Annotated in this window: 23 protein-coding genes and 1 CRISPR repeat array; of the genes, 4 read left to right on the top strand and 19 right to left on the bottom strand. The window is 69.4% G+C overall.

Going from position 1 to position 26,059, the window contains the following annotated elements:
- Positions 1-145: 145 nt before the first annotated feature.
- From istB to mobF, 3 genes are all read right to left on the bottom strand, one after another.
- Positions 146-940 (bottom strand): IS21-like element helper ATPase IstB, encoded by a 795-nt coding sequence (istB, locus tag ACGFI7_RS40880; protein WP_329591240.1) that lies wholly within the window; start codon positions 938-940, stop codon positions 146-148.
- Complete coding sequence (istA, locus tag ACGFI7_RS40875; protein ID WP_393414948.1) at positions 937-2,577, bottom strand: IS21 family transposase; 1,641 nt, start codon at positions 2,575-2,577, stop codon at positions 937-939. Before istA ends, istB begins: the two co-directional genes overlap by 4 nt.
- A gap of 422 nt (positions 2,578-2,999) precedes the next feature.
- Positions 3,000-7,109 (bottom strand): MobF family relaxase, encoded by a 4,110-nt coding sequence (gene mobF / locus ACGFI7_RS40870; protein ID WP_393414945.1) that lies wholly within the window; start codon positions 7,107-7,109, stop codon positions 3,000-3,002.
- Between the two features lie 928 nt (positions 7,110-8,037).
- On the opposite strand from mobF, the gene ACGFI7_RS40865 reads away from it, so the two are divergent.
- Positions 8,038-8,478 (top strand): hypothetical protein, encoded by a 441-nt coding sequence (locus ACGFI7_RS40865; protein ID WP_393414942.1) that lies wholly within the window; start codon positions 8,038-8,040, stop codon positions 8,476-8,478.
- A gap of 78 nt (positions 8,479-8,556) precedes the next feature.
- On the opposite strand, the gene ACGFI7_RS40860 is transcribed toward ACGFI7_RS40865, so the two are convergent.
- The 5 genes from ACGFI7_RS40860 to ACGFI7_RS40840 all read right to left on the bottom strand — a co-directional run bounded on the left by ACGFI7_RS40860 (position 8,557) and on the right by ACGFI7_RS40840 (position 14,057).
- Entirely contained in the window at positions 8,557-9,150 is a 594-nt protein-coding gene (locus tag ACGFI7_RS40860) for a hypothetical protein (RefSeq protein ID WP_393414939.1), read from the bottom strand.
- 416 nt (positions 9,151-9,566) lie between these two features.
- The gene (locus tag ACGFI7_RS40855; RefSeq protein WP_393414936.1) at positions 9,567-10,199 is read right to left on the bottom strand and encodes a hypothetical protein; all 633 of its coding nucleotides are present in this window, start codon (positions 10,197-10,199) and stop codon (positions 9,567-9,569) included.
- A gap of 603 nt (positions 10,200-10,802) precedes the next feature.
- The gene (locus ACGFI7_RS40850; RefSeq protein ID WP_393414933.1) at positions 10,803-11,066 is read right to left on the bottom strand and encodes a hypothetical protein; all 264 of its coding nucleotides are present in this window, start codon (positions 11,064-11,066) and stop codon (positions 10,803-10,805) included.
- Positions 11,067-11,349: 283 nt separating this feature from the next.
- Complete coding sequence (locus ACGFI7_RS40845; protein ID WP_393414930.1) at positions 11,350-13,137, bottom strand: hypothetical protein; 1,788 nt, start codon at positions 13,135-13,137, stop codon at positions 11,350-11,352.
- Positions 13,134-14,057, bottom strand: a complete 924-nt coding sequence (locus ACGFI7_RS40840) for a hypothetical protein (RefSeq protein WP_393414927.1) — start codon at positions 14,055-14,057, stop codon at positions 13,134-13,136. The genes ACGFI7_RS40845 and ACGFI7_RS40840 overlap by 4 nt, the downstream gene beginning before the upstream one ends.
- Positions 14,058-14,129: 72 nt before the next feature.
- Here ACGFI7_RS40840 and ACGFI7_RS40835 point away from each other — a divergent pair, with 72 nt between their 5' ends.
- Positions 14,130-14,444: a helix-turn-helix domain-containing protein gene (locus ACGFI7_RS40835; RefSeq protein ID WP_393414924.1), complete on the top strand. Its 315-nt coding sequence runs from the start codon at positions 14,130-14,132 to the stop codon at positions 14,442-14,444.
- Between the two features lie 237 nt (positions 14,445-14,681).
- Here ACGFI7_RS40835 and ACGFI7_RS40830 read toward each other — a convergent pair whose 3' ends face one another.
- Positions 14,682-15,203, bottom strand: coding sequence for a hypothetical protein (locus ACGFI7_RS40830; protein ID WP_393414921.1), 522 nt, complete (start codon positions 15,201-15,203; stop codon positions 14,682-14,684).
- Positions 15,204-15,434: 231 nt separating this feature from the next.
- Here ACGFI7_RS40830 and ACGFI7_RS40825 point away from each other — a divergent pair, with 231 nt between their 5' ends.
- Positions 15,435-15,941 (top strand): NUDIX hydrolase, encoded by a 507-nt coding sequence (locus ACGFI7_RS40825; protein ID WP_393414918.1) that lies wholly within the window; start codon positions 15,435-15,437, stop codon positions 15,939-15,941.
- A gap of 52 nt (positions 15,942-15,993) precedes the next feature.
- Here ACGFI7_RS40825 and ACGFI7_RS40820 read toward each other — a convergent pair whose 3' ends face one another.
- From ACGFI7_RS40820 to ACGFI7_RS40810, 3 genes are all read right to left on the bottom strand, one after another.
- Positions 15,994-16,248, bottom strand: coding sequence for a hypothetical protein (locus ACGFI7_RS40820; protein WP_393414915.1), 255 nt, complete (start codon positions 16,246-16,248; stop codon positions 15,994-15,996).
- A gap of 245 nt (positions 16,249-16,493) precedes the next feature.
- Positions 16,494-16,823 (bottom strand): Imm51 family immunity protein, encoded by a 330-nt coding sequence (locus ACGFI7_RS40815; RefSeq protein WP_393414912.1) that lies wholly within the window; start codon positions 16,821-16,823, stop codon positions 16,494-16,496.
- Positions 16,824-17,243: 420 nt separating this feature from the next.
- Positions 17,244-18,002 (bottom strand): hypothetical protein, encoded by a 759-nt coding sequence (locus ACGFI7_RS40810; protein ID WP_393414909.1) that lies wholly within the window; start codon positions 18,000-18,002, stop codon positions 17,244-17,246.
- Between the two features lie 95 nt (positions 18,003-18,097).
- Here ACGFI7_RS40810 and ACGFI7_RS40805 point away from each other — a divergent pair, with 95 nt between their 5' ends.
- The gene (locus ACGFI7_RS40805) at positions 18,098-18,382 is read left to right on the top strand and encodes a hypothetical protein (protein WP_393414906.1); all 285 of its coding nucleotides are present in this window, start codon (positions 18,098-18,100) and stop codon (positions 18,380-18,382) included.
- A 380-nt stretch (positions 18,383-18,762) separates the two neighbouring features.
- Here ACGFI7_RS40805 and ACGFI7_RS40800 read toward each other — a convergent pair whose 3' ends face one another.
- From ACGFI7_RS40800 to ACGFI7_RS40770, 7 genes are all read right to left on the bottom strand, one after another.
- Entirely contained in the window at positions 18,763-19,248 is a 486-nt protein-coding gene (locus ACGFI7_RS40800) for a single-stranded DNA-binding protein (RefSeq protein ID WP_393414903.1), read from the bottom strand.
- Positions 19,249-19,341: 93 nt separating this feature from the next.
- Entirely contained in the window at positions 19,342-19,530 is a 189-nt protein-coding gene (locus ACGFI7_RS40795; protein WP_393414900.1) for a hypothetical protein, read from the bottom strand.
- Positions 19,531-19,996: 466 nt separating this feature from the next.
- Positions 19,997-20,605, bottom strand: a complete 609-nt coding sequence (locus tag ACGFI7_RS40790) for a DUF4192 family protein (protein ID WP_393414897.1) — start codon at positions 20,603-20,605, stop codon at positions 19,997-19,999.
- A 67-nt stretch (positions 20,606-20,672) separates the two neighbouring features.
- Positions 20,673-20,918: a hypothetical protein gene (locus ACGFI7_RS40785; RefSeq protein WP_393414894.1), complete on the bottom strand. Its 246-nt coding sequence runs from the start codon at positions 20,916-20,918 to the stop codon at positions 20,673-20,675.
- Entirely contained in the window at positions 20,915-22,102 is a 1,188-nt protein-coding gene (locus ACGFI7_RS40780) for an FAD-dependent monooxygenase (protein WP_393414892.1), read from the bottom strand. Before ACGFI7_RS40780 ends, ACGFI7_RS40785 begins: the two co-directional genes overlap by 4 nt.
- 324 nt (positions 22,103-22,426) lie before the next feature.
- Positions 22,427-23,492: direct repeats of the CRISPR family, unit length 28 nt; unit sequence GGACCATCCCCGCGTGCGCGGGGAGCAC.
- 318 nt (positions 23,493-23,810) lie between these two features.
- Positions 23,811-24,479 (bottom strand): GNAT family N-acetyltransferase, encoded by a 669-nt coding sequence (locus ACGFI7_RS40775; protein WP_393414890.1) that lies wholly within the window; start codon positions 24,477-24,479, stop codon positions 23,811-23,813.
- Between the two features lie 11 nt (positions 24,480-24,490).
- On the bottom strand, positions 24,491-25,927 hold the full coding sequence (locus tag ACGFI7_RS40770; RefSeq protein WP_393414887.1) for a tetratricopeptide repeat protein: 1,437 nt from the start codon (positions 25,925-25,927) through the stop codon (positions 24,491-24,493).
- Positions 25,928-26,059 lie beyond the last annotated feature (132 nt).

Genomic DNA, 26,059 nt, shown 5'->3' with positions numbered 1-26,059 from the left:
GGACTCGCTCGGCTACCAGGACAAGGCCATCACCCGGTGGCGCGACAAGCCGCTGGCGACCACAGTCCGTCACCAGCTGGCTGGACTCCCCGGGGAAGTGGCGACAGTTGATTAGGCGATCACACCAGTATCAGACCCCTGATCGTCAGCCTGCGGTGCGCTGCTCGACCCGAGCTCGGGTCTGGGCCAGGCGGTAGGACTCGGTGCCGGTCTCGATGATGTTCCCGCCGAAGGTGAGCCGGTCGACGATGGCCGCGCATAGCCGGGGGTCGGTGAAGGTCTTGGTCCAGCCGCCGAAGCTCTCGTTGGAGGCGATGGCGACGCTGGCTTTCTCTTCGCGCTCGGTTAGCACCTGGAAGAGGAGTTCGGCGCCGCGGCGGTCGAGTTCCATGTAGCCCAGCTCATCGATGCAGAGCAGGTCGACTCGGCCGTAGCGGGCGATGGTCTTGGACAGTTGCTTGTCGTCGGCGGCTTCGACCAGTTCGTTGACCAGCTTGGTGGCCAGGGTGTAGCGGACGCGGAAGCCCTTCATCGCAGCCTCGGTGCCCAGCGCGATGAGCAGGTGGGACTTGCCGGTGCCCGAGTCGCCGATGAGGCAGAGCGGCTGTCCTTTCTTCACCCATTCGCAGGCGGCGAGGGTGTGGATGACGGCGGGGTCAATGTGGGGGTTCGCGTCGAAGTCGTACTCGCGTAGTGACTTGTCACGAGGGAAAGCGGCGGCCTTGATCCGGCGTTCGGAGCGGCGGCGCGCGCGGTCGTCGCATTCGGCCATCAGCAGTTCGGCCAAGAAGCCCAAATAGGTCATCTGCTCGCGGGTCGCGGTGTCGGCCAACTCGCCGAATTGACGGCGGATGGTCGGCAGCCGAAGCATCCGACAGGCCGAGTCCACGGCGGCCTGGGCGGCTTGCTCGGTCAATCCGCGGTGGCGGGGAAAGGTCATGAGGTGTCTCCCTGGGCGGACGGCTGCGCGGCGGGTCGGCGATGTCGCAGCAACTGGTCGTAGGCGGCCACCGAGGGCAGCGGCCGGTTATCGGGCGGCAGGTGTGCCAGGCGCCGCTCGGTCAGGAAGGTCACCGTCGCGCCGGTCGGTACTGAGCCGGATGCGGTGACGGGTTCGGTGTTGGTGGAGGAGTCAGCGTCGGCGGCTTTGCGAGCCTCCAAGGCGACGGCATCAGCGGTCAGCGCACCAGCCCGGATTGCGGTAACTATCCCCGTGACGATGTGCTCGTGGGCCATGTGACGGGTCAGCAGGAGCACCTCGATCAAAGCGCGGGTGCCGGCCGCGTCGCCGTGGGCTTTGCAGGCAGCCGCCCACCATTCATCGTGGACGGGGGTGAACTTGCCCGCGGCGCGCGCCTGCTCCAAGACGGTGGCTCCCGGCAGGGCGCCAGGCTTGCGGATGAGGACCTCCAGGTAGTGGTCCAACTCCAGCCGGCTCGCGGCTTTCGCCAGGAGCCGTTCGTGCCGTGCGACCTCTTCCCGTCCGTCGTAGATGACCAGCTCTGAGGCGTGCAGCATGACCCGCACCCTGCGGCCGATCAGGCGGGCGGGCACCGAATACCGGTTGGTGCGCACGGTGATCTGGCTGTAGCGGTCCACCCGCGGCGTCAGCAGCAACCCCGTCTCGAACGGCTCGGTGGGCAACATCTTGAGCAACGGGGCCTCGATGGCGAAGTACTCCCCGATGGTCCGGGCGCGGTTCCCAATCCGCCGTGTCTCGTCGGCCAGGTCCCAAGCGTCGATCAACACATTGAGCTCGGCCAGTGAGGCGACATCGAGGATCGGCACCATGTGGTTGCGGCGAAACCAGCCGATGTCGCCTTCCACTCCGCCCTTCTCGTGGGCGCCCTGCTTACCAGGCTGGCAGTAGAACGGCTCGATCCCGTAGTGGGAGCGGAAAGCCGTCCAGCGTGCGGTCTCCACCCGGGCACGGGAGAACCCCAGAACCTGGGCGACGGCGGCCTTGAGGTTGTCGTAGCGGACCTTGCCGAATGGCACCCCTCCCAGCACGCTGAAGGCGTGGACGTGTCCCTCGAAGAACGCTTCCTGGCCGCCGGAGGCGAACACGCGGTGCACGGCCTTGCCCGAATACGACAGCCGCAACGAGAACAGCACGCACTTGACCATCTCGTCGGCCAATCGGATGGTCACCTCCCCGAAGTCGACCTCGGCCTCGGCGCCGGGCCGGTGCGACTGGGGCACGAACGCCTTGCTCGGGCCCCGGCCCGACTCGGTCCAGATCTCGGAACGGCGTTGCGCGACGTAGGCGCGAACCATCTGATACGACACTCCCACCGCGTGATGCTCGCTCACCAGCCGGTCGAAGATGCGCTTGGTGGTGTGACGCTGCTTGCGCGGCGCGTCCAGGTCCGCGCGCAGCATCTGATCGATCACGTTCTTGTAGGGGTCGATCTTGGACGTTCGCTGTGGCAGCTTCTTGCGTGGTTCAGGCCATGCCGAGGCCAACGCCTTCTGCACCGTGCGGAACCCGACGCCGTGCTTCGTTTGCAGTGCCCGGTTGGACATGCCAGTGCGAGCATCGCGGCGGATCGCCGCGTACAGCTCAAGCTTCGACATGCGAGGCACGTGGGCTCCCTCACGGTGCGTAGCACCCTGATAGTCCCACCGCAACCACTTGGGTGCTGTCAAAACTCAGCAACACAGTCCGGCGGACTACACGACCGCTGTCACGGCCGGCCAACAAACGCTGTCGCAACTCAGGTATAGAGCCACCATGCCTTGTCAACGGCCAAGTGCGTGTGGCTCTGGCGCAAAGTACACGTGACTTGAGCTGGTGTTTCTTCAGGTTGGTCAGGCGGCACGCTGGTACTCGCTGATGGCCCCACTGAGCACCTTTCGGCGCTGCAGTTGGCTCGGGGCGTTCGTGGCGGTGTCGTCATCAGGACTGGTACTCCCTCACAGCTTGATCGATTCAGTCACTGAGGAAGAGCTACACCCAACTCCTATAGCTCAGGCAAGCCGCCACTTGGGCCAGCCAGTCACCTATCGTGCCCGTGATCACGGCTTGCTTCTTCTCGATCGAGCAGACGGGACGTCTCCATCTCACGTTCAACATGATTAGTACGGGCTTGGTCTAGGTTCCGTCCGGAATGAGCCTGTGCGGCGTGCTCCATGCGCACGGCCTCTTCGACTCTGCGCCGCTCGGGAGACATCGCCTTGCGCCGGGCAACTTCCTGCTCCACAGCAGCATGCTGGCGCCGCAACAGCACACGATTCCCGTCGGCGGCCTCCGCCCGCCGCGCGGCATCAACCACATCCTGAGAACGAGCACCACGTTGAGCAACGATGAGATCTCGATCCAGGTCATCACGACGACGTCGTACCAGCGGCCACGTGACCTCCGGCGGTGCCTGTTCAGCCGCCTCCTGGGCGGCCCGGCGCAGCTCCGCCACGCTCTGGGCGAGGTCGTCGCGTTGCTGCCGCAGCCGCGTCCGCTGTTCATCCACCCTCCTCAGGGCAGCTTCCAACTCGCGACGGCGTGATCGTTCCCATGGTCGCAGCGTGCCGAGTTCACCGATCAGGTCCAGCTCACGCTGACGGAGTTCGCTGGGTTCTCGGTTGTCAGTGGCTGCTGCGACCGTCCGACGTAGTCGCCCGGCGGCTGAGGAAGCCGCCTCGATCCTTCGGACCTGCTCGTTCAAACGATCACGCTTGGCGATCAACTGTCTCTCGCTGGGGCCACCGCCTGCTTCGGCAATGCGCCGCCGATCCCACTCGGCGGCCCGGAGTTCGGTTTCGGCAGCGGTGATCTGCCGGTCCAGCTCGTCCAGGCGGCTGTGCAGTTCGCCCTCCGCGAGTAGCCCCACCCCGTACGGCGACTGCGCCAACGCCAGCGCCGCCGCCGCTCGCCGCACTGCGACCAGCGCCTCCCGCTCAGCATCGCATTGCGACTGGCCCTCGCCAGGCTCCGGAGTGACGTCGTCTACGCGAGACACGTCCCGATCGGTCTCGCGCTGGTCCTCCCGGTCTCGGCGGCTTCCAGGTTTGCGTTTGCCTGCCGAGCGTGGGGCGACTGGCTCGGGCGTGAGGAGCTTGTCGGTACGATCACCCTGCAACGTGGCTGTGTAGGCCGCCAGCGCCCGCTGCAGTTCGTGGTCGTCTCCCCTGACCTCGCCGTACCGCGCCCGGTCCTCATCACCTTCCAGCAGCTCCAGCGGCAGATACAAGCGGGCGGTGGCGCGGTCGCGGGCCATCGCCGAGTACAGCGTGTGCGGGTCCAGGCCCATGCCGTAGACCAAGGCGTGCTCGGCCGTCAGCCCTTGCGCGGCGGCCACCGTCATCGCGGTCCCGTACGACAAACCGCCCTCGGCGATGAATCGCCGGCTGATCCACTCGGTGGCCAGGGCGGGCCCGTCCGGGCCGGACCGACGCCACTCGACCTGGACCCGGTCGCGCACGTCGATGGCCACCACCGTTCCGCGGTAGCCGTTGAGCACGTTGAGTTCGCCTTCGCCGCGCCGGGCCCGGTAGTCGTTGCGCCGTACCCGGACGTGGTCGCCTACGGCCAGGGTGATGCTGCGGCCGCCGGCGATCCGGTAGGTGCGCTCCGGGCCGGTGATCTCGCCGAGGTCACACCGTACGGCTCGGGCCGCGAGGTTGAGCCGTTCGACGGCTTCGTTGGTGCCGGCCAGGACGAGCACGTCGGCGAGTTCGTCGTGCACCGCTTCGCGGTCGCCGGTGCGGTAGGGCTGGCGGGCGGCCGCCCAGTCGGCGATCAGCCGTGCCATGGTGTCGTCGGCGCCGCGCCCGGTACGCACCCGCTCGCTCTGGCTCCACACCTGCAGCGCCTCACCGCGCTGGTGGGCTCGCCACAGCTCCAGGGCTTTACGTTCCAGCGGGTCCCGCTGGCGGCGGTTGTGCCGCAAGGTCAGCCCGCCGATCTGGCGGTGTACCGCGCCGAAGCCGCCGCCGACGCCGACGGCGCGCAGTTGCAGCGGGTCGCCCACGAGAACGACCTTGGTGCTCCTGCGTTCGGCCTCCTGCAGCAGCGCGGCCAGTTCGCGATCGTCGACCATCGCGGCCTCGTCGACCACCAGTACGTCCACGCCCCGCAGCCCGCGCCGGTCGGGGTCGCGGATCCGCCTGAGCCACCCGGCGACAGTATGGGCGGCGATGCCGGATTCGGCGGTCAGATTCGCGGCTGCCACCGCGGCGGTCGCAGCGCCGCGCACCACCAGGCCGCGCGCTTCGAACGCGGTCTTGACAGCTGCCATGAGCGTGGTCTTACCCGCCCCTGCCACCCCGATGATCGCCTCTACTCCGTGCCCGGCCATCAGCACCCGCTGCAGGGCGGCGCGCTGTTCGCCCGACAGTTCCACGGCGTTGCCGACTTCGAAAGCGTCGACGGCCATGCGCACCGTCCGGGCGTCGAGCACGGCCACGCCGCCGTCGTAGCGGCGTCGTACGCGGGCCAGAATCGCGTTCTCGGCGTCCAGGACGTCGCGGGAGGTGAAACGCTCGGCGTTGCTCAGGTGGTTCGGGCCGGATTCCGGCAGGTGCACGGCGGGCGCGTGCCGCAGCACCTCGTCGGTGAGCGTCTCGGCCTCGGCCACGTCCGTTACCCCGTCGGGCAGCGCATCGATGACCGCGGCCAGCACATCGGCGCGGGTCACCACCTTGCGATGGGCGGTCAGGCCGCCTTCGGCGCGCCAGATCCAGGCGGCGATCTGCTCGGTGCTCGGCCGCGCCGGCAGCCCACCGCCCTGCCGGCAGGCTCGTACCAGTGTGTCCGCGTCGATGCCCTCGGCGGCGAGCTGGCGGCGCCAGTCCGCCCGCAGGTCGACCTCGTCGGTGTCGTGCTGTTTGCGCTGGCGGCTTTGCGCGGAGGCCACCTTGCGGGCCTGGCGGGAGGTCTCGTCGTAGGGCTTGCCGAGCCGGGCCAGCAGCTCCTTGACCTGGCCGTCCCGCTTGGAGAACAGGCCGCGTACCGGTTCGGGGATAGCGGCGATCTCCCAGGCGCCGGTGTGCGGGTCGCGGCTCCAGGCGATGCCGTACCGCTCGGTCAGCACCCGACGGATACGGGCCTTGAGCAGGGCGTCGGCAGCGTGCGCGTGCCGGTGGATGTCCCGCCCGCCGGCGCCGATGGCCGACCAGCGGCCGTCGTGGCGGCCGCGCACCAGGTTGGCGATGGTCACGTGGGCGTGCAGGTGCGGGTCGGGTGCCGCGCCGTTCACCGGCCGGGCGGTACGGTGCCACATCACCCAGCCGAGCAACCCGGTCGACTCCTCCCGCTCGGCTACCTGGCCGTCGCCCTGGTGGCCGCGCAGGCCGTAGGCGGCCCAGCCCTCCACCGCTCCCACCGTCTCGACCACCGCCTCGGCGAACACCGCCTCCAGTTCGGCGGCGAACTCCCGCCCGGCCAGCCCGTACAGCACCGACAAGCTCTTGGCGACGTCGAGGGTCAGGTCGTAGCCGCGGTTGCCGATGCGTACCCGACCGGTGCGCCACCGGCGTGCGCCGGCCAGTTCGTCGGCTGTGTACGCCTCCCCCACGTCGAGGCCGGTGGCGCGGGCGACCTGCTCGATCTCGGTGACGGCCATGAGATGGGCCTCGCCCTGGCGGGAGATGCCGCGCGCCATGCGGGTCACGCGCCCGGCCACCGCGGGCCGGTCGGCTAACCGCTCCTGCACCGTGCTGCCCTGCTGGGCCGCGGCCGCTTCCAACGCTGCCAGGAGCGGCGCGGCGGGCAGTTTGGCGCGGGGGTCGACGGCGTGTTTGGCGGGCACCAGGACCTCGCCGCTCCACGGATGCACGCCGTCGGTCAGCGCGCGGGCCGTGGCGTACTGGTCGGGAGTGAGCGGGGTCTGCGGGATGATGCCGAACTCGCCCAAGCCCTGGCCGATCCACATCAACCCGCGGTCGTCGGCCGGCCGGTGCATGTGCTGCTCGTGCGGTTGCTGCGGCGTGCCCTGGGCCTGGTCGTCCTCGCGGCGGGCGGCGCATCCGGCGCTGTCCTGTAGCCGGTACTCCACCTGCTCTACGGAGGGTCCGATCACGCTTACCCAGGCCAAGGCGATCCACCTCCCCTGGATGGCCGACACGGCTGAGGACCAGGCGCGAATGTCGCAGATACCTTGGTCCAGGGACATGATCAGGTTGCGGAGAAGTGAGGTGGCTCGTCAAGATCATGCTGGTTGCGGGTGGGTTGTCGACAGGTAAGGATCGCGCCCCGGTGTGCCTCCCTAAGAGATGAGGGATGGGTACTGGCGCGGATTTCCTGAGATGGACCGCCGCGCCCCCGCCCAGGCAGGCGGCCAGCTCTGGCTAAGTGGCAGAGAGGACTGGGGTGCCCAGTTCGCCGCCTGAACCCGCGCGGGGAGGTGGGAGACACCACGCCGGTCATCGCTCCGGACACTGCGCTGAACCCGACGAGGGACGGTACCCGCTACGGCGATGGAGTGGCTGCGGGAGCGGAGGGGGTGGCGAGTACCGCGCGGAGCGGAGGCGTAACGGAGGCGGAGCTCCAGCGGAGCCTTCGTGAAGCCGACGTGGAGCGCGCCGCGCACAGGGGCGGCCGCAGGCCGATCGTGGGCGACGCGAGCGTAGCGAGCGCCCTGTGCGCGGAAGACCTGGGCTGTCGCGCCCGCTACGGCGAGGTAGGTCCGGGTCGACGGGTAGGGACGACGGCGCTCAGAGGACCGGAGTACGGCGTTGCACGGTAGAAGCGGCCGACCAGGAGGGGCGGGCTGTGCTCTGGACTGAGGAGCGATGGAGCGAAGCGACTGAGCGACGAGGGAAGAGCGCAGCCTCAAGCGCCCCGATACTGGCCGGCCGCGGTACGGCGGCCAGCCGGTCCGGATGATCAGTCCTCGCTCGCCGGGGCTTGTCCGATCCCTCATAGCGCAGGCTTCTGGAGTGACCTTCTGGCGCATCTGTTCGATAATCAGATAGGTAGTACCCAAGCGCTTTGAGATCATGAGTTGGCCGTCCGGGAGAGGACGGGTGGCGCCGGCCTGGCGTCGCCGTGGTCGGCCGCGTCCGTGAGCCCTTCGCCCCGCCTGACTCGAAGGAGATCCCGTGTCCGCCTCCCTGTCCCAGGTACGTCTGCATGCCGACCAGGACGATCACCGCTACGAGCTGACCTTGACCGTCGACGGCGATCGGCTGCACATCGAGCTGCGCGGCAACGACGCCGACGGCCGGCTGCTCGCCGACTTCAGCACAGCCGAGCCCGTCCCGGCGGCCCATTTGCCGGTGCTCGTCCAGCTGCTGGCCGGCGGCCAGGCTGCGCTCGCCGCCAACCGGCGGTCACCGACGCTGCAGGAGCGGCGGCACACGCACAGCAACTCACACCGGCCTTGGACTCCGGAGGACGACCAGCGGCTCAAGGACTTGGCCGCAGCTCCTGGCACCACCGTCCGGGATCTGACGCAGGTCTTCGGCCGCAGCCGCGGCGCCATCCGTTCCCGGCTGGACAGGCTCGGGGTCGAGCTGGGCGCCGACACGGACGAGGGATAGGCGGCCTCGTGTTTGGTGCTGTCCGGGCAGCGGCGTGGCGGGGGCTCGTACCGTCCGCCACGCCGCCCTCAGCCGTCCTTACGTGGTCGTCGGCAGGCCCTCCGGCGCTCGCTGTGTGGTCTTGGCCGCGGCGCTGGCGAGGATGTCCGGCAGGTGCTTGTTGACGAGGGTGCGCAGGCGGCGCCCATCCATGCCGAATCGGTTGGCGGCCTCACGGACCAGCGGCTCGATGTCGGCCAGGTCCGGGGCCGGCTCGGGCAGGACGCCGGCCTGGTCCGCGCGTCTGAACAGGCGCTCGAACTCGCGGCACCAGTCCTGCCGGTCGCCGAACTCTTCCATCTCCTCGCGGCTCATCGGCAAAGCCCTGAGCACGACGTGCACGTGCTGGGGGTAGGCCTGTACTTCCGGGTCGGTGAGCAGGAAGCGCACCAGGGGGTCTTCGGAGGCGGCCAGCTTCTGGTACGCCTCGGCCTGCCTGGTCTTGTTCGCCTTGTCCAGCTCGCGCAGGGCGGTGTTGCGCTGGTCTTCCGCTTCGAAGTAGGCCGCGATCTGGTCGGGCGACATGGTGTGGTCCCAGTGCGGAACCGGATGTGCGCGGTCCACGCGGTCGGTCTCGATGCGGAGGTTCCGGTCGTCGATGGCGTCGAAGAACGCCTGCACCTCGGGCAGCATGATGGAGAGCTCTCCTTCTTCCCGTGCTGATGGATGGGCTGCCGGAAGAGGGAGGGTGAGGAGTGGGTGCCCGCGCTGAGGCGGCGGGCTTCCCTTTCCGGCGGAGAGCCGACAGCGGCGCGGCGAAGCGGCCCGCGGCCGTTCGGTTCTGGCTTGTTCAAGAAGTTTTGCGCCAGCAAAAGATCTTGAACAAGCCAGAACTCGCCCACCGGAAAACGCGAAGCGGGGCGAGAGGACGGTCGCGGGGCGCGCCACAGTGCCGCAGGCTGCGAAGCCGGAAAGGAGAAGCCCGAAACTGCCCGGATGCCGCGCCCCCGCCACCCTGAGCCTGAGGAGGGCTGCGTGTCAGCGGCGTGGAACGGGGGCATGCTGACGGCCGCTGGTGATCGCGACTGCCAGCACACCCTCCGGGGGGTTCAGTGCCGGGTGGCGGTCCTGTCCTCGTCGGTGAAGCCGTACCGGCCGCTGCGGCTGCCCCGGCGGACCATCTCACCGGCGGTGGACAGCGCTGTCTGGCTGAGGTCGTGGTCGTAGTGGATGGTGGTCTCCTGCCGGATGCCGAGCATGCCGGCGAGCCTGGTGACGTAGGAGCCCGCGCCCAGCAGGACGAACACCCACTTGCGTTTCTTGGCCTGCAGGTCCTCGATCCAGGCCCGCAGCCGCGGCGCGTCGTAGCGGTGGGAGGAGTTCTCCGCGCCGTCGGTCAGGATGACCGTGATGATCTCCGCAGGGCGTTCCGACTTGGGCACTGCCAGCACCAGGGTGCGGGCCCGCTCGATGGTGTCGCCGATCGCGTCGAACAGGGCGGTGCCGGCGCGGGGCTGCAGCCGGATCTGCGGCACCTCGGCCAGCTCCCGGTTGCTGAAGACGAGCTCGCCGACGTCGTCGAACTGGTACAGGGTGACGGTGGTGCGCCCGGGCACCTCCCGCTGCGCTTGCAGGAAGGCGCGCAAACCGGCTTCGGTTTGGGCCGTGATCGGGTGCATGGACCCGGAGCGGTCCAGGACGATCTCGATGTGCCGCCAGCGGGCGGCAGTGTCGTCGGTCACCGCGTTCTCCTTCGATAGGCCGATGCGGCGGACCTGGGATGGCCCGCGCTTGGGCCGCATCGACCACGGGTTCCCGGCGCGAGGGCCGGCCGCGCCGGCCGGGCTCTCGTGGCCGCGCCCCGCGCCGGGTTCCGTGGTAGGCCCAAGCAAGCGCGGGTCCATCCGGCGCGCGACAACCGGCCGGGAAGCGGCCAGCGGCGAAGGCTAGGCTGGAGCTCGGCGGCGCAGCTCGGCCAGCGGCAACGGGCGCGTCACGCCGCGCCGTCGTCGCTTGAGGATGGCGACGTCGCCGAGTTCGGCGCGCAGCCGGTTCTCTTCGCGCTCGGCGCGCAGGAAGCGGTCGAGATGCCCCGCCCGGCGGATCCGGGAGAAGCTGACCCACGATGAACCCGCCTTCGCCCTGGTGAGGACATCGCCGATCCTTCCCGCCCGTCCCTCTCGCCAGCAGGGCAGGCGAAATCCAGGCTCGGCGCCCCTCCCCAAGACATCCCATTCGAGTTACTCTCGGGAGTGCGCGAGCCACTGTCAGTTAGAACCTGGAGGGTGCTCACGCAACCTCGGGTGCCGTCGAGGGCCTAATCTCGGCGGCACCCTTTCAGCCACTCATGGAGCCACCTGCTCACTCCCCTCCCAAGCCGGGGCGTTGCCGTTCACGCCCGAGGCGATCGCGTAGGTGCCGCCCTCGCAGCGCACCAGCCACCCGTCAGCAGCCAGCCGCAGCAGCCGCGACCGCATCGACTCGACCTTTCCTCGATCGTCGCTCTGGCCCAGCGCTACCACCACATCCCGGACCCGCATCGGCCGCTGAGCTGTGGCCAGAAGCGCCACCGCCTGCCGGCGAACCCCCCGCAGCAGCGGCAGCGTCACCGCCTCGATGGGCCCGTCTGATTGACCCGGCTTGTCTTCAGAGCCGTTCTTGAAACGGCTGGATTGAAGTTGACGGGATCCCGTCTGATCATCGAGATCAGGCGGGATCTTGTCGTTTCAGGGGTTTCCGAATTGGGTTCGTCCCGGTTTGGGAGCCGCGGAGCAGGTGTCCTGGAAGGCGCGGGTGGTGTCAGGGCGCTGGTGGAGGTCGGAGTTCGCGTCGCTGGGCATGGCGATGCCGGCGCCGGGCTGGGTGGTGCGACAAGGTGATCTGAAGTGCGGGTTATGGGACGGGCGGTGGCCTGCTGCGGCTCGTGAGCGATGTGCGGTCGATGTGCTCTGCTGGGATCTGGAGGAAGTCGGCGGGTGTGTCGGGCTCGTCTGGGGGCTGGTGGGTGTGGCGCCACTGGTCGAGGAAGTGGTCGTTGGCGACGGCGACGAGCAACGCGACCAGGATGGTCTGGGCGACGCGGCCGTGAGCGAGCCGGTTCTTCGGATCAGCCAGGTCGAGGTCGTGGCCTTTGAGGCGGCCGTTCAGCCCCTCCGTCATCGCCCTGGCAGCGGAGTACGTCCCTCGCCACGAGGGGCTGAGGTAGGGCAGATCCTGGCGGAACTTGTCGAGGTGGCCGAGGTCGTCCTTGCGGACGGTGATGGTGTGCTGGTGGCAGATCCTCGGCAGTTCGCCGGTCTTGTGGTCGGGCTGTGGGGAAAGAATGGGAGGTTTGGCCGCGGGGTGGGCGGCTCGTTGTCGGGTGTCGGTGAGGTCGACGGCGGTGGGCCGGTTGGGTCCGCGCTGGTGGAGGCGGTCGAAGCGGGGGCAGGTCAGCGATGGGGAGGTGCCTGCTGCCGGGCACTGGAAGCGGATGGTGCCATCGGTGTTCGGGCTCTGCTTGAGGCGCAGCAAGTACGGCTCTCGCGCGCTGATGAGCGCGGTGAGTTCGTCCGAGGGTGTGCGGATGGCGGCGTCGTCCAGACCGGTGGTGGCCTGGGCGAGCCGGTCGGGCATCAGTGGGCAGGCCAGGGAGCCGTCGATGAGCAGGGCGCCGTGGGTGCTGCCCTGCACCCCTCGTTGATCCACTTTGTAGTCGAGTGCGAGTCGGTAGCCGAGTTCGCGTGCGGGTTGGGCGAAGTGGGCGGGTTGTTGGTCGGTGTAGGCGCGGTCGACGACGGCGAACGCTGCGGGCATGCCGAGGGTGGGCAGGGGTTTGAGGGTGGTGATGGCGTTTTCGCCGATGCGTTTGCCTGGCGTGTCCAGGACCAGGCCGAGCGCCAACTGCGGGAAGGAGCCGGAAACAGAGCGGGTGCGGGCGGCGACGGTGAGGGTGGCGCTGTAGCCGTACTCGGGTGGGCTGTTTCCGGCCGAGTGGTGCCAGCCTGCGGTGATCTCGGTGGAGGCGATCAGTTCGCCGGTGGAGCGGCGGGCGCGGGGTGGCCGGGCGAAGACCGGGGCGCCGGTGGTGTCGATGCCGACATCGCCGCGGAAGTGACGGAGGTAGCCCCGGCCTTTGGCCCAGCGCACTGGGGTGAGCACCAGCGCGGTGGCGATGTTCTGCAGCAGTTCCCGCTTGTGCGAGTGTGCTGGGTCGTCGTCCTCCCACGCGGTGGCCAGCGCGTCGGCCTGGTGCTGGGGCAGACGGGCGCGCCGATCGTGGCGGGCCGGATCCAGCACGGTGGTCAGCCGGTCGAAGGCCCGGTAGAAGCGGCGGGAGGAGGCGAGCACCTGGTGGATGTCTTCGGGGTTGATGTCGGGCAGGCCGAGCCGATGGCGTGCGGCGGCGGTCAGGCAGAACGCGGCGATCCGCCAGGCTTCGATGAGAGTGGCTTTGCCGGTGTGGTTGATGGACAGCAGCAGGCAGGTCAGCACCGTGGCGATGGGCAGCCCGGGCGGGCCGGGCCTGGGGCCGAGTTCGTCGTCGATCAGCGGCATGATGCCGGAGTCGTCCAGCAGCCGGGCGTAGTGGCTGGTGACGGCGTCGGGGATCTGTGCCGTCTGCTTGGCAGGAGGCCGAGGCCGGGTGGCTCGGGCTCGGGTGGTGCGCGGCGGCCAGGCGCGTGGCTTCGCCGTACTCACATGGCGCGGCCGCGCAGCAGCGCGACCGCGGTGGGCTCGTCCAGGGCGGGGACGAAATGTTGGTAGCGGGCCAGCGCGGAGGCGCTCATCCCGGCCGCGTCGGCCACCACGCCCAGATCGATGCGGGCGCTCAGCAGTTCGACGATCCAGGAGGAGCGCAGTCGGCGCACCGACAGGGCGGGCAGGCCGCCGGTCGGGGTGTGGCGGGCCGTCCAGGAGCTGAACAGGTTCTTGGCGTGCCGGGCGGCGCGCCCGGGCCGGAAGACGAAGGCGTCGCCGGGCCGGTCGGCGGCGTGGACGAGGACGTCCTCCCAGGCGGCGCGGCAGACGATCAACCGCTGCGTGTCGGGGACGGCGACCACGATCGCGCCGCAGTCCAGGCGGCGCAGATGCCCGGTGCGGACGGCGGCCACCTCGCCGGAGGTCAGACCGCAGCCGAAGGCGAGCGCCATCAACGCCAGCGCGTCGCCTCTGGCCTGGCCGGGCAGGCGTTCGGCCCAGCCGCGCAGGCGGCCGAGCTGGGCCGGCGAGTAGGGCGGGCTGACCGTCTTGGGGGCCTTCATCGGCGGCGGCGCTTGTTCGCCGCGTTCCAGCCAGGCCAGCGTGGCGCGCATGTGCCGCAGCCAGCTGCGGTAGGTCTGTGCCGAGCCCGGGGTCAGGTCGGTGCAGCCGGTCAGGACGAACGCGTCGATCGTCTCGTGTCGCAGCCAGACTTCCGGGTCGTCTGGCAGGCCGGAGCGGTGACACCACACGGCCAGCCGTGCGGTCGCGGTGAGCAGCCGCTCGATGCAGTAGGGGGAGCGGTCGGCGCTGGCGGCGACCAGCATGCGCACGTGCCCGGCGATCTGTTCCCATTCCGGCGGGACCTGCTGCGGCCGGTAGCCGGTGATCTTCGCCGAGGTTTCCGCGTCGAGAGTCACACCCCATCCATAGCGGCAGAACAACCTGCCGTTACGGAGGGCGACGACATCTACCGAAAGGAGCCGTTTGCCATGGTCGGAGGACGCGGGCGTTCCCGCTCTCCCCGGGAGTTGGCCGACGACCCGGAGAACTGGCCCCACGCGGACCTGTCCGGCTATCCGGCCGCCGCCGTCGTCCAGGCCATCGCCGCGGCTCTGCAAGCAGTGATGGCCGAACGGGGGCTGAGTTTCCGCCGGCTGGCCGAGGTCAGTGGGGTGAACCGGCAGACCGTCAACGACGTGGTTGTCGGGCGTTGCTGGCCGGACGTGGCCACCATCGCCCAACTGGAGGCCGGCCTGGCCGTCCGGCTGTGGCCCGCTTCGCCCGCCGGGTCCGGTGGAAGCTGACCCGCGCCGGATCCCTTCTCGCCCTGGTGAGGACATTGTCGATCCTTCCCGTCCTGCCTCTGCCGGTGGCTGGGCAGGCGAAATCAGGGCTCGACGTCTCCCCAAGACACCTCGTTCGGGTTACTCTCGGGAATGCGGGAGCCACTGTCGGTTAGTCCTGCTGGTCGCTCACGCAACCTCGGGTGCCGCCGAGGGCCTAATCTCGGCGGCACCCCACTCATCAATCACCTCATCCGGTCACGATGCCGGAATCTCGCCCCCTTCCCAGGACGGGGCGTTGCCGTTCACGCTTGAGGAGATCGCATAGGTGCCGCCCTCGCAGCGCACCAGCCATCCGTCGGCGGCCAGACGCAGCAATCGCGACCGCATCGACTCCACCTTCCCCCGCTCATCGCTCTGGCCCAGCGCCACCACCACATCCCGGACCCGCATCGGCCGCTGCGCCGTGGCCAGCAACGCCACCGTCTGCCGGCGCACCCCCCGCAGCACCGGCAGCAGCGCCGCCTCGACGGGTTCGTCCGCGTCGCTTGGCTTGTCTTCGTGGTGCCGCGCCGATGGTGCTGGATCACCCGGCGCGGCCTCGGCCCCGCGCTCGTCGCCGCGCTCATCGTCCTGGGCTGCCAGGGTCAGGAGCGTTTCGCGGGTGATGGACAGGCGCCGCAGTTCTTCCTCCGCCGAGGCCAGTTGCTCGCGCAATGCGGCGGCCTTCCCGGCGGCGGCCGTCTCGGCCAGGGCCAAACGTTCCAGCAGTGACGTCACATCCGCCTCCATGAAAGGGCGCAGATGCGCCCCTCCCGGTCCGCTTCACGCCATGTGATCCGACAACTCCACACTGTAAGCGGGGAAGCGCTGGCAGTCACTACCGTCAAATAGATCAACATCTGCGTGTGTGATTTCCACCCGAACTGGCACGCTCGCCGGAGCGCAGGAGCTGGCAAGATCTTGAACCCTGTCGCGACCCATGCGCCGAACAGGACAAGGAGCCACCAGATGAAGACCCGACAAGGTGCTCGCGTCGTGTTGTTAGATCACGATGACCGGCTTCTCATGATGCAGGTCCGTAACGATGGCAACATCGTCGTCCCCGGTCATCCCGTGCCAGAGCTGTTCTGGATCCTGCCCGGCGGGGGCGCGGAGCCCGGTGAGAGCCTCCTTCAGGCCGCCCGCAGAGAGCTCTTCGAAGAGACCGGCCTGACCGACGTCGACTGGGGGCCATGCCTGTGGACCCTCGACGTGGACGCCTTCTGGGCCGACCAGCCGCTGCACATGCATGAGAGCTACTTCCTCGCCCGAGTTCGTAACAGCCAAGACATCAGCAGAAACCACCTAGAACCCGCAGAACACGAAACGATCGCCGAACACCGATGGTGGTCGCTCGCCGACCTGGTCACCGCACAGATCACTCACACCCTCCGGCCTCCAGGGCTACCTCTTCTGCTCGCTGACGTCCTGAGCGGGAAGAGACTGCCCAGCGAACCGCTCGCCTTGGACATGTAAGTCAGCCGACGAAGCCGGGAAACGATCACCCAGGATTCGGGAAGCGATCTTCTCAACCCCCTCTACATCCCAGGCCAGACGTACTCGTGAACGCCCCCTTCATGACCGTCCGCCAGTTGCGCTGGATCGCCCTGCACGGCCTTCGCCCTGGCTCGTCGTCTTGGGCGGACAGGGCCAAGACCGTTTCGCGGGTGATGGACAGACGCCGCAGTTCTTCCTCCGCCACGGCGAGTTGCTCGCGCAGTTCGGCCGCCTTCTCAGCGGCAGCCGCCTCGGCTTGGGACAAACGTTCCAGCAGTGACGTCACTGTCGCCTCCACGAAAGAGCGCAGATGCGCTCATCCGACCCAACTTCACGCTGTGTAGTCCAACAACTCCACACTGTAAGCTGAGAAGTTCTGGCAGTCACTACCGCAATCAAGATCAACACCTGCATCCGAGGAGTTGACGGGCGCTCAGTCACCTGCCAACACCGCTACGGAGCGGGCGGAGGGGCCAACATCGCCGCCGGGGAAGGCTGAGGAGTCCGGGGCGTGGCGTGGCCGTGTGCGGATCAGCCGTCGAATTCGAAACCCGCGGCCTCGGCCGCGGCGATAAGCCCGCGCACCCGATCGCCATCCGTGGCGACCGCGCTCATCAGCTCGGCCAGATGCCGCAGCGCCTTTTGATCGTCGCCGTAAGCGCAGAACATGCCGGCCTCCGAGTCGTACTGGAATCGCGCCTCGAGCGTCGGTGCCTCCGTGCTCACGAGGAACCGCCCGATGCCTTCCCAGAAGTATCCGTTCGGCTCGTGACCGGACTCTTCAACGAGTTCGTCCACCTGGGTCGTTCCTGCGTCCAGCAGCAGCGAGAACTTTCCGGGCGCGGTTTCGAGCAATCTCATCGGGCTCATTCGGGGGATCGTCGCACTCTCGGCGGGCGCCGGCAACGTCGGAAACCGCCAATTCCGACGCCGTGGTGTCCCGGCGCGGCCATCAAGCTCTGGTCTGGTGAGGACGCGCAGCGGAGGGACTGTGGGCCCCGCCGAGGAAGGTCAAGGCGCTCGAGCCCGCATGCCAGCCCGGCGCAACCCTGGGAAACGATCACCTCCGAGCCTGGAAGCGATCTTGTTCGCTGCTCTTCCGTCCCTGGCCAGACCTACTCGTGAACACCCCACCGACCGTGGGAGGGTCTCCGGGAACCTGGTCCTTGATGACCGGCCCGCCGACCAGGAGATCCGGTTAGGACGGCGCATTGCCCACTTGGCCCACCGCCCATGAGAAGACGGCGTGTAGACGTTCTTGCGGAACCTGAGTTATGCCCCTTACGAGGCGAGCATGTCGAGCAGCCCACCCACGACAACGAAGACGAACGCCGCCCAGCGGAGCATATGTAGTGGCCGCTGCCGATACAGAGCCCACCCGGCGAGCCTCTCCGCTCCGCCACGCAGGAACCACCACAGTGCTTTGATCTTCAACCACTTCGCAGACTTGCCCAACAGTCCATGATGCTCGGCCGGGACTTGCTCCGCGAGAAACGCCTCGATGCGAGCACGTACGAAAGCGACCTGATCAACGCACATATACCTCGTTTTAGGAGGATGCAGCCTATCCATGTCCTGAGCGTTGTGGCAGTGCGCATTGGGCAACGCCGTCGTCACGCTGGAGTGGAAGTCTTGATAGGTCTGGAGTGAACAGTCCAATCCATGAGGTGCCCTTCGAGGGGGCTCTGAGTACAGGTAGGAGAGAATTACGATCGATGCGGCGGTGTGGGGCATTCCGCCGCTAAGTATCTTTGACCCAACGAGGTCGTCCCATACCGTGCGCTCCAAGCGGGCGATCGCCGATTCCTTCGATCTGTTCTGAGCGTGATCCCAGGCGGCCTTAGCACGTTGCTTCGTCAAGAGGCCGTGGGCGCGTAGCTTTCCCGCGTCGAGCAGATCGATTACGACCGCCAGTCCGCCTGCAAACAACAGGCCCTTGCCGATGCGGCCCCACCACACTATGCCGAGTCCCCACAGTTCCATCTGCGTGGTCGTTCGCCCGTCAAGCCAGGTGGCGATGACGTCGGCTAATCCACTCATCAGACGCTCCTGAACAGTTGGGTCCGTCCCTCTTGGAAGTCCTTCGTATCGGCCCCGCTGTTAGTCGAACGAATCAGCTCCACCGGAGGTGCCCTGTGTCTGGGAATCTGGTCCTCGATGACCGGCTCGCCGACCAGGAGATCCATTACACCGCCGGATCGCCCACCTCACCCACCGCCCCTGAGGAAAAGGAGCATCGCGTGCGGGTCATCACCGCTGGCACGCCGGAGCCGTACGCGCTACGCCTGGTCGCGCACGCCTCCAACGGGCCTCGGCTCGGGACGCTGCCGCATTGCCTCGGCTTCGAGGCCGGGTGCCCGTTGAACGACGTGCCATCGCTGCGGCTCACCTACCCGGCGGGCGGGATCGGCGCCGGCTAGCTGGAGCAGCCCGCCGAGATCGCCGTCGAAGTGGCGGTCAGCGGCGGCCTGTGGCTGGAGCCGAACGACGCCCGCTTCCTTCGGGTCAAGCGGGGAAGCAACGCCACCGATGCCACCGGTGCCCGCACCTACGACTGCCCCGGCTACGCCTGAATGCTGCGCAAGCTGGTACTGCATCCAGGCCCGGTCATGGCGGATGGCAAGAGGTTGTTCTCCGCCGTCAGCGCGGACGCGATCCTGCGCACCTTCCTCGATGAGGGGCAGGCGCGCGGCGCGCTGCTACAACGAGGGCACCGTCCTGGGCGAGGACCTAGCGTCCGGGCTCCGCGATCGCGGTGCGGGGCCCGCCCGAAAAGATCGGGCGGGCCCCGCGGTGGGGATCAGAAGTCCGGCTCGTCGCCGGCGGTCGCGCCGGCGGTGACCGGCTCGCCGTTGGTCTGCTGCTCGGGCAACGTGCTCTCCCACGCGCTGTCCTGGGGCGGGGTGTTCGGGCGGTTGCGCCGGGTCTTGTTCACCTGGGCGGTGGCGTGACGCAGCGACGGGCCGATCTCGTCGACCTCGATCTCGTAGACGGTGCGCTTGTCGCCGTCCTTGGTCTCGTACGAGCGCTGCCGCAGCCGGCCCTGGACGATGACGCGCATGCCGCGGGTCAGGCTCTCGGCGGCGTTCTCCCCCGCCTGCCGCCAGATGTTGGCGGTCAGGAAGAGGCTGTCGCCGTCCTTCCACTCATTCGACTGGCGGTCCATGTACCGCGGGGTGGAGGCGATGCGGAAGCGGGCCACCGCCTGGCCGGTGGGGGTGAAGCGGAGCTCGGGGTCGTCGACGAGGTTGCCGACGATGGTGATGACGGTGTCGCCTGCGGCCATGATGGTTCCTCCTTGTGACGTGATTGCGGCGGATTCCGAAACGAGGCGGGGCGGGAGGCGGCGGAGCGCGGGAGCCCCCGCCGCCCGGATGGGCTAGTAGGGGATCTCGTGGTCGGCGACCGTGGACTGGCGGTAGGCCTCGACGGCCTCGCACACGCATCCCAGGCAGATGCGGCCACCGTCGAGGGTCTGCCAGCTGTGCTGGAGGGTGACCTCGTTGCCGCAGCGGGTGCAGGCGGTGATGTCGGTGACGTAGAGGGGGAGGTCGAGGCTGAGGCGCATGTCCGGCTCCTTTCCGTACGGTGCCCCTGCTGGGCGGCCGTTCCGCGTTTCGGTGAGGGAGGACACGCAGGTGGAAGTGACGGAAGGCAAGGCGGCGGCCCCGTGCGGGCTAGATGTTTTGGCGCCCGTCCCTGCTCTTGCGCCAAAAGATCTTGACCGTACGGGGTGAGCGGAGCGAAAGCCGCCTTGCCTGGAGGAACGTGCCTGCGAGGCTGACCGGTCCGAAATGAGGGGCGGGTGACCGGCAGGGACATGCGGCAGGGCCCGGCGATCAGCGTCAGATCCGGCCGCATGATCAGCGCGGCCTCAGCCACTCTCACGTGACGACGGCGGCGTGCTGACCCGGCTTGGCTGGGCCTGAGCGCGCCCGCTGCCGGACCGGCCCCCCGCGCGCGGCCCGGCCGCGGTCACCGCCGGGGCGGACACGTGCACGCCCCCGCCCCGGGCTGCCGGTGGGTGCGGTCGTTCAGCAGGCGGCATCGAGGTAGTCGGCGAGCGTCCACTGCAACGGCTGGAGCCAGCCCGGCTCGGGGCGCCCCATCCGGATGTCGATCTCGTCGAGCGTGGGCATGTGGTCTCGAACCCTGCCCGGCGGAACCTGGAAATGCAGCGCCATCTGGAGCAGCAGGGCCATCGAGTAGAAGGGTTCTGCCGCCAGGACCTGTTCGACGGCGCGGCGGGCGACTTCCCGCTCGCCTTGGTCCCAGGCGGTGTAGGCCAGCAGGGAGCCGACCGGGGCCAGGAACGCGAGCTCGATCCGTTCGGCCACATCCAGCAGCAGGGCGGTCATGACGATCGGCTCGGCCTGCGAGGCCAGCCAGGCTTCGTCGCGGACGCGGATGATCCGCAGGTCCATGCTGAGGCGGATGGCGGTGGCGTCGTCCGCGTTGCCGCCGTCGCGGTAGCGGCTGATCGTCTGGTGCAGCCGGGACCGGGCCTCGGCTACGATCCGGCCGGTCGGCGGCTGGGTGCTGAGCTGGGTGGCCAGGTCGGTGGCGAGCCGGCGGGTGAGGTGCCGCAGCCGTGCGGCGCGGCCGGCGTTCGGCTGGGGAACGGGCAGGTTGGTGGAGGTCATGACGGGCTCCTTGGTCGGTCGAGCCGCCGCCCAGGGGCCGGTCCCCCGGGACGGCGGACAAAGGCGTTCACGGATGGCACGCGGGCGGGGTGACGGCCACCTCGGCGGGGGTGCGGCTGAAGATCAGGTCGTCGGCGTAGGCCACGGCGGCCCGGTCGTCGCCGAGGAACCAGATGCGCTGCCGGCCGAGGTGATCGACGGTGTCGATGCGGGCCAGGACGGGCATCCACCCGCCGCCGTCCGGGGTGTCGGCGGCGAGGCGGACGTGCCAGCCCGGCTCGATGGCGCGGGCCGACCGGAACTCGCCGGTCATGCCGGCGCCGAATGGTGTCCGAGGCCGAGTGCGGCGGCCAGCCGGGGGCCGAGTTCCAGCGCGTCGTGCACGGCGGGCAGGGCGCGGCGCTGCCAGCCTTCCAGCGCTACTGGCAGGTCGGCGCCGTAGCGCAGGTGCTGCCGCAGGGCGGCGGCCAGGGAGGTGGCCTGCTCGATGCCGTTGTTGGCGCCGCGGGCGGTGTTGGGCCGGACCGGGGCCAGCGCGTCGCCCAGCAGGACGGCGTGGGCGTGGCGGCCGACCGGGTAGACCATCCGCTCGGGCGGGGCGATGTCGACGATGGGGGCGGCGCTCCAGGCGGGGGTGGCCTCGATGATGTCGGCTGCGCTGCCGGGCAGCAGATTCCGGGCCAGGTTCGTCACATGCTCGCGAGCGTGGGGGGTGATCTGGTGCGGCAGAACGTAGGTGCGGCGAGTGGGCGCGGCGCCGAGCAGGGTGCGGAACTCCGGTTCGCTGTGGTTGAGGTTGAGAGTCCAGTCGGTGGCGATGCTGCCGTCGCGCTGGAGGATGGGGAACTGGTGGAACTGGGCGCCGTAGGGCTCCAGCCTCAGGTAGTCGTCCAGGTCCGGGCACAGGGACGGCGACTGGCCGCGCCAGGCGACGTATCCGCCGTAGCGGAGTTCGCGGGCCGGGTCGAGCAGGCGGCGGCCGGTCGAGCGGCGGCCGTCGGCGAAGACCACCAGATCGGCGCTGAGCGGGCCGGCGGCGGCGATTTCCAGCTGGGCGCGCCCGTCGGAACCGGTGGTGAGATCGGTGACGCGGCTGCCCAGGCGCAGCCACCTTTCGGGGAGGCGCTGCAGCAGGGAGGTGTTGATCAGGTGCCAGGCGGTGGAGCGGCCCGGGTAGAAGGTGTGGGTGCGGCCGGCCTCGCGACGGTCGGCGACCTTGACCGCGACGACGCGCTCGCTGGTGAAGGGGACGAACTCGTGTTGCGGGACGCCGATGGAGTCCAGGACGTCCAGGGCGGTGTGCTCCAGGCCGATGACGCCGCCGGCCTGCGCGTGCAGGTGCGGGGAGGCGTCCAGGACGGTGACGTTCGTCAGGCCGGCCTGGTGGAGTAACAGGGCCAGGGTGGGGCCGGTGATGGAGGCGCCGACGATGGCGATCGCCGGCTGGTCGTCGGGCTGGGAGGACGGTGCGGGGCGCGCGGGGGCGAGCGGGGACATGGCAGCTCCTTGCCGGTGGCTGATGGGCTGCCGGATGTGGGGAGCCTGGCGTCGATCTGGCCGAGGCGGCGGGGGTTCCCCTTCCGGCGGCGGCCGTCAGCGACGCGGGGAGCTGCGCGCGCAACCGTGCGTGTCTGGCGGTTCCAAGATGTTTTGCGCCAGCAAAAGATCTATGGATCGCCAGACCTCGCCCTCCGAAGGCCCCGCTGGGCGGGGGCGAGAGCAGGGTTGCGGGAGCGGCGACCGTGTCGCAGGCTGCGAAGCCCGGAAGGGGCACTGTCGTCCTGGCCAGGGCATGCCAGGCGGTCAGCCATTCCCGCCCACGGGACCATCCCCGCGTGCCCGGGGAGCACGGCGCGGCCGATTGGATCCGCGCGGCCGCTTCCGGACCATCCCCGCGTGCGCGGGGAGCACTCTCGCAGTCAGGTGGATGAGGTGCTGCGCGAGGGACCATCCCCGCGTGCGCGGGGAGCACTGGGTGACGCCCAGCAGGTTCTCGCCCTGCCCGGGACCATCCCCGCGTGCGCGGGGAGCACTCAAATTCCGTGCTGGTGCTGAAGACGTACAGGGGACCATCCCCGCGTGCGCGGGGAGCACCTGGGACTCGACGAGACGCAGGCGTTGCGGCTGGGACCATCCCCGCGTGCGCGGGGAGCACCCGAGCCATCGGGCGATGCCCACCGGGACCGCGGGACCATCCCCGCGTGCGCGGGGAGCACCGGTTCCTCAACGTCGAGGAGGCCAAGACCCGGGGACCATCCCCGCGTGCGCGGGGAGCACGACACGCTGGCGTGCATCGTCACACACCAGGCGGGACCATCCCCGCGTGCGCGGGGAGCACGCCACGACGAACCCGGACGGGCCGCAGCACTGGGGACCATCCCCGCGTGCGCGGGGAGCACGACGGCTTCTTCGACGCCTGCTTCTTTCAAGAGGGACCATCCCCGCGTGCGCGGGGAGCACCGGTTCACGGTCGCGTCCCGTCCGCAGACCCGAGGACCATCCCCGCGTGCGCGGGGAGCACCGGATGCGCTCCTCGGCGCCCTCCAGGAGCGGGGGACCATCCCCGCGTGCGCGGGGAGCACGGAAGCTGATCTTCGCCACCGCCCAGGGCAACGGGACCATCCCCGCGTGCGCGGGGAGCACTGGCACAACCACGCGAACATGGTTGACCCTGAGGGACCATCCCCGCGTGCGCGGGGAGCACGAGATCTGCATGTATCCGAGCATCTCGCCGCTGGGACCATCCCCGCGTGCGCGGGGAGCACAGAGTGCCCGCCAGCAGCTTGGACACGGTCAGGGGACCATCCCCGCGTGCGCGGGGAGCACTTCGAGCTGGGCGAGCGGGTCCGCAACGTGGACGGACCATCCCCGCGTGCGCGGGGAGCACACTCGACGACCTGCAGGTTTATCACGCGATCAAGCAGATTTCGAGCACTTTCAAAGAGCTGGACATTTGCCCCATGCAATCCGTATCACTCCAAGTCGGGATGTGTTGGCTAATTACCATCTCGGGCAGATCGTGATCACGAGCTCGGGGTCAACGGCTGACGACTGTTCCCGGAGGTCCCCTCAGCGGTTACGTCAGGCAATTGCATGGTTGTTCAGCTCCGTTGCAGTGGATTTGGTATGAACAGGTCCTCGTCGCTGCCGCCTCACAGCATGATCGAGCATTCGGACGATCAGACGGTGGGGACGCGATGTGAAGTCACGAGTCGACCTGTTCGGGGCGTAGCCCGAACAGCTCCAGGCACTCGCTTGCGCCGTCGACCGTGATACCGGGCATCCGGTGGTGTGCCCACGCGACTGCGTCGAGCAGCATGCGATGCTCGACGACCCTTCTGCCGTCTTCGGCGTAGGCGCGTCGCCCGTTGCCGACGTAGCCGAGCTTGCGCGAGACCCGCTCGGAGGCTGCGTTGCCGTCCACGTAGCAGGTGTGCGCCTCTACCGCGCCGAGATGGGCGAATGCCAGCTCCAGGACGGCGGCGCGCGCCTCGGTCCCGTACCCGTGGCCCTGGCGGGTCCGGGTGATCCACGAGCCGGTCTCGATCGTGTGGACGGTCGCGAAGCCGGCCGCCCACATGTTCTGCAAGCCGACCGCGACGCCGTCGACGCGGATGGCGAGCTGGAGGTTCCAGCTTTCCGGCCGCCAGTGGGCCAGCGCCCGCCAGTGCTGCTGCAGCAGGTGCCGCTCGCGCTGCGGTGATGGCTCGTACAGGTATGACTGCTGGTAGCGGGGCTGGTCTGCGGGTTGGAGATCTCCGCACGCCTGGGCCAGGTTGAGCAGGTCGCCCGTGTCGGGGATGGCCAGCTCGAGTCGCCGGGTGGTGATGCGGAGGGCGAGCAGCGGCCACAGGCCCGCCAGTCCGTCACTCATCGGCCGGCCTCCTAGACGGTGCCGTTGGGTTCGTCGCTGCTCTGGCTGATGCCCGCGAGGCGAGGTAGCGCGGCGATCCGGTCGTGCAGGGCGCGGGCTTCCCTGCCGGGATCGCCTGCCGCGGTGAGCTCGCGATCGAGGGCGCGCAGTCGCATGCGGGCCGTTTCGCGCAGGGACTGCGCCGGGATGGTGTCGAGCACCTGGCTCGCTAGTGCGGCGGCGTCGGCCCAGCGGCGCCTGGCGGCTTCGGCGCGTGCTTGCAGCAAGAGGGCCGCCGCCCACCCGGGCCGGCCGTGCGGGATGTGGTCCTGGGAGGCACGGGCGTGCGCGAGAGCCTGGACGGGGTCGCCGACGAGCAGGGCCGCCTCGCCCAGATGCAACAGCAGTTCGGCGGCGTCGAATCCGAATCGGCCCGGTTGGTCGCCGCGCGGGTCAGCCGCCATCTCGTCCTGCGCGCGGCCTGTCAGCCGGGCGGCGTCCGAGCGGCGCGACGGGCCGAACGCGGCGGTGGCGCGCAGCTGCCCCCAGGCGATGATCTGGGCCCGGCGCAGCGGAGTGGCGGCGTATTCGAGTGCCTCGCCGGCCAGATCGAGGGCGTCCTGATAGCGGTCTTGGGTGTACGCGGTCATGGCGTGCGCGCCCAGCGTCCAGCAGATCAGGTCGTGGTCATCGACGGTGGCGCCCAGGCGTGCGGCGGTGGCGAAGTGGATCTGCGCGGCCGCGTAGTCGGCCAGGTGGAAGGCGGTGTTGCCGACGAGCGCGGACATCCAGCCGGCCAGGCGGCGCAGTTCGGCACGGTCTGCGTCAGCCTGCGGCCGGCGCAGCATCTGGGTGATCAGCGTGCGGGTGCGGTGCACTTCGGCGGCGAGGACCGCGGGCGGGAAGGAGGAGTAGCGCAGCGCGTAGTAGCGCACCGCCGCCTCCAGCGCGTCGCGGGTGGCCGGGCCGCCCGCGGGCCCATCGGTCTCCACCGCGAGCTGGACGGATTCGCCTACGACGGTGAGGGCGGCGGACTGGTCGTCGGTCATCGCGTGCCTCCAATGCGGAGCACGGTACCCCGATCCGGCGCCGGGTTGGAGGAGCATCATCGAAGTCCGCTTCGGCAGTCCCAGCTTGTCCGCTGTTGTCCCGTACAGGGTGCAGAGCAGTCCCGCGTACTCGGGCCCGACCGCGATCGTGCCGTGTTCCCACCGGCACAGCATGGCGGAGTTGAGCGCAGGCGGCGCCAGGTCCTGCTCCACGTACAGGGCGGCGATGCTGTTGATCGCCTGCGGCCTGGACCAGCCGTAGGCGAGCCGCCATGCTTCCAACGGCGCCACCTGCGGAAGCGCGGCGCAGATGGCGTGAGCGATTTGGTCGACCATCCACCCGGCGCGCTGCCCGCGCCTGCGGATGTCACCGGCAGCGCGCAGCAGCTCCGCTCGCCGGGCTCGGCTGAGTGCGGCCATGCTGATGCCTCCCACTGCACCACCGCCTCTCCCACCGTAGGCGCGCCGCTACGCGGGCGACATTGCCGCAGGAGGCAATGTTGCGGACCTACACCGGCATTGATGCGTACGCCGCCCCTGCCGGACGGTGGA

It is taken from the genome of Nonomuraea sp. NPDC048826, from assembly GCF_043198225.1.
In the GTDB taxonomy this organism is placed as follows: Bacteria; Actinomycetota; Actinomycetes; order Streptosporangiales; family Streptosporangiaceae; genus Nonomuraea.
The sequence above is the reverse complement of the archived record's forward strand: the minus strand, read 5'-3'. Positions and strand labels throughout refer to the sequence as shown.